Source organism: Tabrizicola sp. (assembly GCF_051645465.1).
GTDB lineage: Bacteria > Pseudomonadota > Alphaproteobacteria > Rhodobacterales > Rhodobacteraceae > Tabrizicola.
In genome coordinates, this window is record NZ_JBOFBI010000047.1 from 1 (window position 1) to 10,926 (window position 10,926).

The following is a 10,926-nucleotide window of genomic DNA, read 5'->3' on the forward strand; positions in this document are numbered from 1 at the left end:
CAAGCATCCCTGGACCAACGGCCAGGTCAAGCGCATGAACCGCACAATCAAGGACGCAACGGTCAAGCGCTTCCACTGCGACGACCACGATCAGCTCCGCCGCCATCTCGCGGACTTCATCGACGCCTGCAACTTCGCACGGCGCTTGAAGACCCTTCGCGGCCTGACCCCCTACCGGTTCATCGTCAAAGGCTGGGCTTCACAGCCGGAAAGATCCACACTCCTCGATTGTCGCCGCAAGTATTCGTCGTTTGGTCAATCAATGGTGAAGCAGAGCCACATTCAAGGCCGCGATGAAGCGTTGGCCGCTTGCCGGGAACGCGGATCGATGACTTCTGTCAATGCGCCCGATGATCCGTCATGTAGGCCAAAACCCAAACCGATCTGATCACCATGGCGATCTCGACATGGCACGGGTCCCGACCCGACACATCGCACCGTCCTGGTTCGTTTTGCCAGGACCGAACCTTCACCCCCGCCCCCTTTGCCGCACCTCGCGAGCCTCGCTCTGCCATATCTCATGGACTTCATCCCAGCCTGGTGCCGTGTCACCCGTGAAGCCAAGGATGGTGCCTGCCGCATTACCATGGAACGCTTTCATCGCAGCCAGATGTGCGCCGGTTACGAAGTAGGCGCGCATGGCCGCCTCGTTGTACCAGATTGTCAGTGTATAGCGGATGTCGTTGATCTGGCGCACGTCGGCGCTGATCAGGCCAAGGGCGGCCCGTGCCTGAGCCATCGACCGCATTGCGTGCCACCAGAAGGCCGGGTCGCGGAGGGCGGACTTCAGTTCCAGCCCGGTGACCAAGACATAGACCATAGCTTACTCCGCCAGTACGCGCAGGACCCGACCGCTTTTGCCCGGCAGCGGCAGACAAAGGATCGCGGTCGCGAGGCCGATCAGGCCAAGGCAGACAAAGGCAGACTGGAACGCCTCGATGCCAGCCCCTGTTTGCCCCACAAGCACCACGGCCAGCGCGGTGCCGAAGACCCCGCCCAACTGCCGAACGGCGTTGTTGACCGCCCCACCCACGCCGAACCGCGCAGGCGGCAGACCTGCGACGGCTGCACCCGAGAGGCCCACCAGCAGCAGCCCGACAGCGGTGCCGCCGACGATCTGCATCGGGAACCACAGGGTCACATAGGCCGCTGTCTCGGTCATATGGACGGCCAGCCAAAACTGCGCAGCCGCATAAAGCCCACCTCCGGCTACCAGCACCGCCCGGTGTCCGACCAGCGCCACCAGCCGCCCCGACGCAATGGCGACCGCTATCACCACCAGCGGGCCGGGCGTTACGGCCAGCCCGGTCAGCCCCTGCGAATAGCCCCAGATACCCAGGAGGAACAGGAACGACGACAGGAACATCATCGAAAACGCGATGCCGAAGACAAAGCTCGCCACCGTCACCAAGGCATAGGTGCGGTCGGCGAACAGGGTCATGTCAATGGCGGCACCCCCGCGGCCGCGCGCCCAGAAGGCATAGCTGATCAGAAGGCCAGCGCCCGCAAGCGCCGATCCCCAGACGGTTGCGGAGGCAAAGCCCGCCTCCTCGATCTGCACCACGCCATAAGCCAACGCTGCAACCCCGGTTGCGATCAGTGCGATGCCGGGGATATCCAGACCTTCCCCCGCGTCGGCGCCCTGCAGGTTTGGCAAACGGCGTGCGGCATAAAGCAGGATCAGCGCGCCGAACGGCAGGTTGACCAGGAAGGCCGCGCGCCAAGTGGCAAGCTCGATCAGGATGGCGCCAGCACCGGGGCCGACGGCAGCACCAAGTGCACCGGCGGCGCTCCAGAGCCCCACGACGGCGCTGCGCTTGTCAGCGGGAAAGGCCCCGAGGATCAGCGCCAGCGAAGCGGGCGTCAGCACCGCGCCACCGACCGCCTGTACAATGCGCGCAGCGATCAGGCTGTTGGTGCCGGGCGCCATGCCGCAAGCGCCGGAGGCGAGAGTGAACAGCGCCACGCCAAACAGAAAGAGCCGCTTTGCCCCATGAAGATCAACCAGCCGCCCGGCAGGAACAAGAAGAGCTGCGTAAAGGATCGTGTAGCCGTTCAACACCCAGGACAGGGTGGCTGGTGTGCTGTCGGCAAAGGAGGACCGCAAGGCGGGAAAGGCCGCCACGGCGATGGTCGCGTCGACAGACACCAGAAACACCGCGGCACTGGCGACGCCAAAGACGACCCAGGGGTTGGTGGACATCGGCTAGGCCCTTACACTGGGCGTCATGCCCTTCATGATCTGCCCCAGAACCCGAACCCGGCCCCAGCGGGGCATGGTTCCCAGCGACCAGCCCAGCAGCTTGGCAAGGAACCCGGGCCGCACGGTGCCGCCATTTGGCAAGGCGGCCAAGGCCACGCGGGCTACCGTTTCGGGGGTTTCGGCCTGCCCCATCCGCATCCCCGCGCGCGCGGCGAACCCGGTGCCGACCAGGCCGGGAGCGACAGACAGCACCGAGATGCCAAGCGGGCGCAACTCGACGGCCAGTCCCTCGGCAAAGCCCTGAACAAAGCCTTTTGTCGCCGCATAGGTGGCTGACCCCGGTGCGCCCTGAAACCCGACGAGCGAGCCGAACAGAACGATCCCGCCCTTCCGCGCGCTGGCCATCCGCTGACCGATGCCGTGGGTAAGTTCAACGACGGCGCGGCAGTTCAGATCAACCATGTTCGCCTCGGACACGACATCTCGTTCCAAAAAACGGCCCGATGGACCCAAACTCCGCCGCCGCGACAAGCAAGCCGATGGGCAGGCGTTCGGTTCGCTTCAGCAGATCGACGGTGGCCCGCGGATCGGACAGATCGGCGGCGATGACCTGCGCCTTGATGCCGTGCTTGACGGTAAGGTCCTTCGCAACCGCCTGCAGGACGGTTTCGCGCCGCGCCACCAGCACGAGGTTGAAGCCCTGCGCCGCCAGAGCCTCGGCAAAGGCACGGCCGATGCCGTCGCTGGCTCCGGTAATCAGGGCGGTGGGGCCGAAACGGGATTTCATTTCAACGGACATGATGGTCCTTTCAGGGCAGGGTCATTCCGCGGCAAGGCGAAGGGGCGGCAAGGCGGGCCTCGCGATCGAGTCGGCAGCCTGCGCCGGGGTGGACCGCTTGACTCGGAACCAGGCGGCATAGAGAGCGGGCAGGAAGAACAGGGTCAGCACCGTCGCCACGATCAGCCCGCCCATGATGGACAGAGCCATCGGCCCCCAGAAGACCGACCGCGCAAGAGGGATCATCGCGAGGATTGCGGCCAGAGCTGTCAGCACCACGGGCCGCGCGCGGCGGACGGTGCTTTCGACAATCGCCTCCCACGGTGCGGCCCCGGCGGCGAGGTCGTGGTCGATCTGGTCAACCAAAATGACCGTGTTGCGCATGATCATCCCAGCGAGGGCGATGACACCAAGAAGGGCGACAAAGCCAAAGGGCGCGTTGAAGATCAGCAGGGCCGCAACGGCGCCGATGGCTCCAAGTGGCGCGGTCAGGAAGACCAGAAAGAGCTTCGAGAAGCTGCGCAGCTGCAGCATCAGAAGCGTGAGCATGACCACGAACATCAGTGGGAAGATCTGGAATAGCGCGCCGTTGGCCTTGTTGCTTTCCTCGACCGCTCCGCCGGTGTCGATCCGGTAGCCCGCGGGCAGCGCGGCGATGATGGGTTGCAGCTGCGGTGCGATCTCGGCCGTCACCGTCGGAGCCTGCACGCCCTCCACGATATCGGCGCGCACGGTCAGTACCATGTCGCGGTTGCGTCGCCAGAGGATCGGTTCTTCAAAGGTGTAGCTGACCTCGGCCAGCTGGCCGAGCGGCACAGCCCCGCCGCCGGGCAGAAGCACAGTCATCTCGTCCAGGGCCGAGGGATCCAAGCGCTCCTCGGCGGGCGCACGGACGATCACATCGATCAGTTCGGTCCCCTCGCGGTACTCGGTGACCTTGACGCCAGAAAGGAGTGTCTGCAGCGTGTTCGATACATCGGCGGTGCTCAGCCCCAAGGCGCGGATGCGGTCCTGGTCCAGCCGAACGTCCAGCGACTTGGCCTGTTCGTTCCAGTCGAACTGCGGCTCGACCGTGTTCGGGTTGGCGACCATGACCGCGCGCACCTCCGCCGCTATCCGGCGCACCTCGGCCGGGTCAGGACCAACGACGCGGAACTGCACCGGAAAGCCCACGGGCGGGCCGAAGACGATCTGGTCCACGCGGATGCGCGCCTCCGGGATGGCGCCGGCGGCTACGGCGGCCTCGATCTTGGCGCGCAGGCGGTCGCGGGCGGCGGCGTCATTTGCCATAATGACGGTCATCGCGAAGCTGGGGTTGGGCAGCGCGGGGTTCAAGGCAAAGAAGAACCGCGGTGAACCTGCACCGACGTAGGTCGAGGAGAACCGTAAATCGGGGTCGCCCTTGACCAGTGCCTCGGCGGCCAGAGCCGCCTTGGCGGTTGCTTCAATCGAGGACCCTTCGGGCATGCGTGTTTCGATGAACAGCTCCGCTCGCGCTGAGGTGGGGAAGAACTGCTGCTGGACAAAGCCCATGCCAACGCCCGTCGCCACAAGGGCCGCCAACGTCAGCCCGATCACCGCCCAGCGGGCCCGGAGGCTGGCGTTCACGCCCGCGCGCAGCATCCGGTAAAGGCGGCTGTCATAGCTTGCGTGATGCGCCCCGGGTTTGGGCGGCGGCAAGAGCTTCAGCCCAAGGTAGGGTGTGACGATCACCGCGACGAACCAAGACACGATCAGCGCGATGCCCACGACCCAGAAGATGTTGCCCGCATACTCGCCGCTGGTCGATTGCGCGAGGCCGACGGGCAGGAACCCCGCCGCTGTCACCAGGGTGCCGGTCAGCATCGGGAACGCCGTGCTGGACCATGCGGCAGAGGCGGCGGCGATGCGGTCGTAGCCCTGCTCGATCTTCACGACCATCATCTCGACCGCGATGATGGCGTCGTCGACCAGAAGACCAAGCGCGATGATAAGCGCCCCAAGCGTGATGCGGTCGAAATTCAGGCCCATCATCTGCATGATCACAAAGACCACCGCCAGCACGATGGGCACCGAAAGGGCGACCACGATGCCGGTACGCAGGCCAAGCGTCACGAAAGAGACCGCCAGAACGATGACCAGCGCCTCAGCGAAAGCGGTAATGAACTCGTCAAACGCATCTTCGACAATCAGCGCCTGGTCCGAGGTCTGCGTCACCTCCACCCCAAGCGGCAGGTCGGCGCGGAACGCCTCCACCTCGGCCTTCAGAAGCTCGCCCAGGTGCACGACATTGGCACCTGCAGCCATCTCGACGCCGACGCCGACTGTCTCGGCCCCGTTGAGGAACGCCAGATAGGCAGGCGGGTCTTCGTAGCCGCGCTGCACTTCGGCGATGTCGCCAAGGCGGAACACGGTATCCCCCGCCGCGATCGGCAGGTCGCGCAAAGCGGAAAGGCTGCCAAGATCGCCGCTGACCCGCACCTGCACCTCATCCGCCGATGTCTCGAAGGACCCCGCCGCCGTCATCGCGTTCTGCTCTGCGATGGCATCGAAGATCACTTGCGGCGATATCCCCAGTGTCGCCAGCCGCCGGTGGCTGATCTCGACGAAAACCCGCTCCTCCACGTCGCCGATCAGGGCCACCTTGGCGGCATCCTCCACCGCCAGAAGCCGGGTGCGCAGACGTTCGGCGTAGGTCTTGAGTTCGGCCCGGCCCAGCCCCTCGCCTGTCACCATGTAGATGGCCGAAAAGACATCGCCAAACTCATCATTGAAGAACGGACCGATCAACCCCTCGGGCAGTTGCGGGCGCAGATCACCTACTTTCTTGCGGACCTGGTACCAGACCTCTGCCGCCTCCTCACGGACCGAGTCCTTCAGTTGAACCTGCAGAACCACCGCACCAGGGCGCGAGAACGTGCTGACATAGTCCAGCTCCGGCAGTTCCTGGATGCGCTTCTCGATCGGTTCCGCCACGAGATTCTGTATGTCCTCAGCGGAGGCTCCAGGCCAGACCGCCTGCACCACCATGGTCTTGATGGTGAAGGTCGGGTCTTCGGCACGGCCTAGCGTGACATAGGCCATCGCCCCGGCGGCAAGCGCCACGATGATCGCGAAAAGCGTGACGGCGGGGTTTGTGACGGACCAGAGCGAGAGGTTCAGATTGCGCATGGCCGGTCAGCTTTCGGGCGTGGCGGCGGTTTCAACCACGCGCACTGGACGGTCTGGATCGAGCTTGTGTGCGCCGAGGCTGACGACGATGTCTCCTTCTGCAAGGTCACCGCGCACATGGGCTACTGCCCCATCGACGGCGGCCAGTTCGACTGGCACCCGTTCCACACGGTCTGCCCCTTCGGCCAAACGCCAGACAGCCGCCCCGGTGCCATCATTCAGCACTGCTGCAAGGGGCAATGGGGCCGAAGGCTCACCGCCTTCGTTTGCCAGCCGCACAGTCACCGTCCGACCCAAAGTCGCCTCTGCATCGGGAGCCGTCAGTGTCATCCGCACGCGGTAGGTCCGGCCCGCAGGATCAACGTCAGGCGAGATGTCACGCAGCGTCAGCGTATAAGTCTTGCCACCGGCTTCCCACAACTCTGCGCTGGCGACAGCATCCGTCAGGATGCCGCGGGATTGCTCGGGCAGGGCAAAGACAACGTCCAGCGCATCCGTCCGCGCCACCGAGACTGCCGCCTGTCCGGCGGCCACCACCTGTCCGGTCTCGGTCGGCGTTGCGGTGACAACGCCATCGGTGTCGGCCACGAGTTCTGTGTAGGACAGCTGGTTTGCGGCCAGGACCCGCATCCGTTCCGCCCTTTCTGCGCGCGAGACCGCCTCGGCGGCGGCGCTGGTCGCGCGGTCAAGGGCCGCTTGCGCCACATGGCCAGAGGCGAAAAGCTCGCGGCTGCGGACGAGATCAGCCTGTGCGCGGGCCAGATCAGTCTGGGCGGCCGCCTCTTCAGCCATAGCCGCCTCAAGCTCCAGCCGGGCATCGGTATCATCCAGCCGGGCCACGACCTGGCCCTTGGCCACGAGGTCACCGACCTCGACGAGCCGCGCGACCAGCTTGCCGGCGATGCGGAAGCCCAACGAGGCCTCGTGCTTTGGACGGATCGTCCCGGTGTAAGTCTCGACTTCATTGCCGGACACGAAGGCGACGCGGGTCACCCGTACCGCCTGCGCCGGGCGTTCCGCCAATACCTTGACCACGGGCTCGGCGACGAGTGCCGCCAGATTATCGCGCGCCGCGTATCCGGCCGCGCCAAGCGCCGCGAGAACGACAACAGCCCAACCCGCCTTGGTGAAGAGAGACTTTGTCATGCCAGTGCCCCGTCTCGACTCTTGCCATGTTAGAGCCTCTAACTTATGTTAGAAGCTCTAACATGGCAAGCCTTATCTTTGGCCCGACTTTGCATCCGGGGCCTGAACGACTAAAGGAGGGCCAGGCCGCGCATCGTGAGGGACCACGGTTGAAGACCTCTTACCACCACGGCGAACTGCGGCAGGCGCTGATCGACGCTGCGCGCCTTTTGATAAAGGAGCGGGAAGGCAACGACTTCAGTCTGTCCGATGCCTGCCGTCGCGCAGGCGTGTCCACCGCCGCGCCGTATCGACATTTCTCCGACAAGACCCAGATCATCAACGAAGTCGTGGCCCAAGGCTTCGTCGACATGACGAACCGATTTCGCACCGCCGCGGGCGCCTTCGAACCTGGATCGCGCGACCGAATTCTCGCCGTGGGTCAGGTCTATCTTGCCTTTGCCATGGCCGAACCTGCGCTCTTCCGCATGATGTTCAGCCAGAAACCGAATCTGTCGGCGGATGACATTGCGACGACCCACGGCAAGGCCTGCTTTGCCTACGTCCTGCAAGAAGTCTTCGACTACTGCGCATTCCATGCGGTCGAAGGCGACGCCCAGATGATCGCGCTGCAGCTGTGGACACTGGTGCACGGCGCTTCCAGCCTTACGATCGACGGCGACTACGCAAAAGTTGCCCCGCATATTGACGTCCGCGGGATGATCGCCTCGGGCGCCGAACGGCTTCTGTTTCTGCTGCCCCAGGGCCGGACAAAGTGATGTGTACTGGCAGGCCAATGTCGATCCGGTGATGCCGCGAACGACGCAAACACCCTTACTGCCGTACAATCGGCCCATAGCGGATGGGGTTGATGGCTCCTGCTCCACCGGCGTTGAGTGCGCCATAATGCAGTTGTCATGGACTGCGAGAAGAGCAGCCACCCGATGACAGGTAAGACAGTCGGCCTCGATTTGGCCTAGGGTGTAGTCCAGGTCCACGGTGCTTCCGAGAATGGGCGCGCCATCTTCAACAAGGCGATAAAGCGGGCGAAGCTGCTGACGTTCTTTGAGACCCTGTCGCCTTGCAGGGTCGGCATGGAGGCTTGCGGGCCATCTTGTCCATTCATCGGACGCGCCACCTCGTCGTTCGGCAACGCACCAAAGGTTGCGAAGCAGGGTACGCAGCCTTCCGCGCGAGTTCGATCATGTCCTGCCGACAGGGATCGAAGCGGTGACCGTATTCGCGAAACGTCACCTCGAAGGCGATCGTGCCGATTGCCCGACCTTGCGACCGGCGTTCCGGGCACGCGGTGCTATCACTTTCGCGGTCTCAACGAACGGACCTGAGGCTACACGAAGATGATCGAGCAGTACGCGCTGCTCAGTGCGAACGCCCGCCGGCTCATTTGCGTACCTGGGGTCGGACCGATCACGGCCTCGGCCATCGTCGCAACCATCGGCGAGGCCAGGCAGTTCGGAACCGGTCGTGACTTCGCGGCCTGGCTGGGCCTGACGCCGCTCAAGCAGTTCAGCTGCGGGAAGGACAAACTTGGCCGGATCACGAACCAAGGCGGCAGGTATATCCGGAGCGGAGACTGGTTCGAGCAAGACTGGCCGTTCCGCCCAGAAATTCAAAGGCTTAGACTTGTTCGCCAGAGCCCTCTTCTCTTCCAGGCGACCGCCGACATAAGTGATGCGGTTGATCTAGACAGGTCATAGGCGTTTCGTAGGTGGTTTTCCGCCTCGGCTAGCCCGCCGCAGCTTCGGGCATTGGCAGACTGAAGAACGACTGGCCAGTGGTCTTCCCGTCAACCAATGAATGAGGCCGACGGCCGTTGCAAAAGCCAAGCTGTGTGCCAATCCTGATGCGCGCTTTGGACAGGTCGGCATAGGCGCGGACGTAGACCGCCTCTGGATCGACGGTTCCGGTGCTGCCTTCGTCACGCGATCATCCCGTCGCTTGCAGCATGATGCCGCCGAGGCGCGGAAGATCCGCCTTTCCGGGCTGTTCAGATCCCGGCAGCCACGTCCAGCTTCTTGAATCGCCGCAAAGCGACCATGGCCTGGCCATGCCGACGGGGACGTCCGGGGCGTCAAGTCCTATCTCACGGCGTTGCGCGCTTGGGGTGCTTGGGTTAGCTTTTTGCCGGGCTCTCAATTCTGGCTCTGCGCATTGCCCGGACCGCTAGTAACATTCCGACAGAGGATCCCACGATGTCAAAAAATGTTTGTTTGCTGGGCCGTTGGGCCGCCGACCTGCGCTACTTCGTCAATGCCGCAGTTCTGGCCCTTCCGCTTCTGCTTGCCCTTCCGCTTGGCGCCAGGGCCCAATCCACGGTCGAGGTGATCGATGACAACGCAGCATCGATTGCGGTGATCGTCGGCAACAAGGACTACCGCCAGACCGTGCCGGTGGACTATGCCCATAACGATGCAGAGGCGATGAAGGCCTACCTGATCGAGACCATGGGCTTTCGGCCGGAGAATGTGTTCGTCCTTCTGGACGGCACTCTCAGCGAAATGACGCAGATGTTCGGGTCGGAGGCACGGCCCGAATCCGGTCGGCTGTGGCGCAGCGTCACGCCGGAAGCGTCGAACGTGTTTGTCTACTTCTCCGGTCATGGGGTGCCAGACCTGGTGACGGGCGAGCCGTTCCTGTTGCCATCCGACGGCGACCCGAACTCGGTCGACAGCGGCTACCGGCTGGATACGCTTTATCGCAACCTGGAACTGGTCAAACGCCGGGTTGGCGACACCCGCGAGGTGATCGTGATGATCGACGCCTGCTTTACCGGTGAAACCGGGCGCGGCGATACGCTTCTGGCCGTGTCCGCACCCGGCTTCGCACCCGCCTTGCCACAAACCGGGGACGGGGTGATCCGGCTTGTCGCAACCTCGGGCACTTCGCCCGCGAACTGGGATGACGAGGCGCAGCTTGGCCTCTTCACCAGCCGATTCCTGATGGGAGCGGGCGGTCTGGCAGATGACGACGGCCCCGTCGAGTGGGAGACGCTCACCACGTATCTAGTTGATGCGGTCTCGGCCCAGGCATTGCGCGACAGCGGCCGGGCCCAGATGCCCGAGATCGACACCGCATCGGTAGCCCTGCCCGCAGGTGATCCGGTATCCTTTGTCGCCCCGGCTGTGGCCGAGGCTCGCGATCAGATGGCCTGGGATGCGGCCAAGAACGACCGCGCGGCGCTGGAGCGCTACATCGCTGAATGCGAGGACTGCAAGTATAAGGAAGAGGCGATGGCGCAGCTTGCCTCGCTAAGCCAGGGGAAAGCGGCAGAGGCCGACCGTGCGTTGTGGGAGAAACTGTCCGCAGAAGAGAAGTATCAGGAATACGTCGACCAGTGCGGAACGATCTGTGCCTACCGCGCGGTGGCGCTGTCCTATCTTTCGGCCAACGATCCGTCGCGCGATGCCCGTGTGGCCAAGTGCGATGCTCTGGCGGCGGCCAGAGGCGATCCGGACCGTCCAGAGGGCGTACCCGGCGTTGCATGGACGGCGATTGACGGCTTCGTTGCGGTAGAGGCCTGCACAGAGGCTGCCCAGGCCTTTCCCGAGGTCCGGCGGCTGCACTTTCAGCTGGGTCGCGCGCTGAATCGTCTGGGTCGGTTCGACGAGTCGTTGAAGGCTTTTCAGACCGCAGCCGATCTGGGCTCGAT

At 64.2% G+C, this 10,926-nt stretch carries 9 protein-coding genes and 1 pseudogene; 4 read left to right on the forward strand and 6 right to left on the reverse strand.

The annotated features are described in order from the left end of the window. Positions 1 to 214, forward strand: a pseudogene (locus ACRCSW_RS02920) (integrase core domain-containing protein); the annotation flags it as partial. Positions 215 to 469: 255 nt separating this feature from the next. On the opposite strand, the gene ACRCSW_RS02925 reads toward ACRCSW_RS02920, so the two are convergent. The 6 genes from ACRCSW_RS02925 to ACRCSW_RS02950 are packed head-to-tail and all read right to left on the reverse strand — an operon-like array spanning position 470 to position 7,277. After that, positions 470 to 820: a hypothetical protein gene (locus ACRCSW_RS02925; protein WP_438702489.1), complete on the reverse strand. Its 351-nt coding sequence runs from the start codon at positions 818 to 820 to the stop codon at positions 470 to 472. A gap of 3 nt (positions 821 to 823) precedes the next feature. Continuing rightward, the gene (locus ACRCSW_RS02930) at positions 824 to 2,203 is read right to left on the reverse strand and encodes an MFS transporter (protein WP_438702490.1); all 1,380 of its coding nucleotides are present in this window, start codon (positions 2,201 to 2,203) and stop codon (positions 824 to 826) included. 3 nt (positions 2,204 to 2,206) lie between these two features. Then, on the reverse strand, positions 2,207 to 2,665 hold the full coding sequence (locus tag ACRCSW_RS02935) for an SDR family NAD(P)-dependent oxidoreductase (RefSeq protein WP_438702491.1): 459 nt from the start codon (positions 2,663 to 2,665) through the stop codon (positions 2,207 to 2,209). Next, positions 2,658 to 3,002 (reverse strand): SDR family NAD(P)-dependent oxidoreductase, encoded by a 345-nt coding sequence (locus ACRCSW_RS02940; protein ID WP_438702492.1) that lies wholly within the window; start codon positions 3,000 to 3,002, stop codon positions 2,658 to 2,660. Before ACRCSW_RS02940 ends, ACRCSW_RS02935 begins: the two co-directional genes overlap by 8 nt. A 21-nt stretch (positions 3,003 to 3,023) precedes the next feature. Beyond that, entirely contained in the window at positions 3,024 to 6,131 is a 3,108-nt protein-coding gene (locus tag ACRCSW_RS02945) for an efflux RND transporter permease subunit (protein WP_438702493.1), read from the reverse strand. 6 nt (positions 6,132 to 6,137) lie between these two features. Next, positions 6,138 to 7,277, reverse strand: coding sequence for an efflux RND transporter periplasmic adaptor subunit (locus ACRCSW_RS02950; RefSeq protein ID WP_438702494.1), 1,140 nt, complete (start codon positions 7,275 to 7,277; stop codon positions 6,138 to 6,140). 62 nt (positions 7,278 to 7,339) lie between these two features. Between ACRCSW_RS02950 and ACRCSW_RS02955 the strand changes: the two genes are divergently transcribed. The 3 genes from ACRCSW_RS02955 to ACRCSW_RS02965 form a co-directional block, all read left to right on the forward strand. After that, positions 7,340 to 8,035, forward strand: a complete 696-nt coding sequence (locus ACRCSW_RS02955) for a TetR/AcrR family transcriptional regulator (RefSeq protein ID WP_438702495.1) — start codon at positions 7,340 to 7,342, stop codon at positions 8,033 to 8,035. Positions 8,036 to 8,614: 579 nt separating this feature from the next. Further along, the gene (locus ACRCSW_RS02960) at positions 8,615 to 8,974 is read left to right on the forward strand and encodes a transposase (protein WP_438702496.1); all 360 of its coding nucleotides are present in this window, start codon (positions 8,615 to 8,617) and stop codon (positions 8,972 to 8,974) included. Positions 8,975 to 9,469: 495 nt separating this feature from the next. Further along, positions 9,470 to 10,926: caspase family protein (locus ACRCSW_RS02965; protein ID WP_438702497.1), on the forward strand; the 1,457-nt coding region annotated here is incomplete at its 3' end.

Excerpts from the sequence above, each read along its gene's own strand:
- ACRCSW_RS02930 (WP_438702490.1), bottom strand. The coding sequence starts at position 2,203 with ATGTCCACCAACCCCTGGGTCGTCTTTGGCGTCGCCAGTGCCGCGGTG.
- ACRCSW_RS02940 (WP_438702492.1), bottom strand. The coding sequence starts at position 3,002 with ATGTCCGTTGAAATGAAATCCCGTTTCGGCCCCACCGCCCTGATTACC.
- ACRCSW_RS02935 (WP_438702491.1), bottom strand. The coding sequence starts at position 2,665 with ATGGTTGATCTGAACTGCCGCGCCGTCGTTGAACTTACCCACGGCATC.
- ACRCSW_RS02925 (WP_438702489.1), bottom strand. The coding sequence starts at position 820 with ATGGTCTATGTCTTGGTCACCGGGCTGGAACTGAAGTCCGCCCTCCGC.
- ACRCSW_RS02945 (WP_438702493.1), bottom strand. The coding sequence starts at position 6,131 with ATGCGCAATCTGAACCTCTCGCTCTGGTCCGTCACAAACCCCGCCGTC.
- ACRCSW_RS02955 (WP_438702495.1), top strand. The coding sequence starts at position 7,340 with ATGGCAAGCCTTATCTTTGGCCCGACTTTGCATCCGGGGCCTGAACGA.
- ACRCSW_RS02950 (WP_438702494.1), bottom strand. The coding sequence starts at position 7,277 with ATGACAAAGTCTCTCTTCACCAAGGCGGGTTGGGCTGTTGTCGTTCTC.
- ACRCSW_RS02960 (WP_438702496.1), top strand. The coding sequence starts at position 8,615 with ATGATCGAGCAGTACGCGCTGCTCAGTGCGAACGCCCGCCGGCTCATT.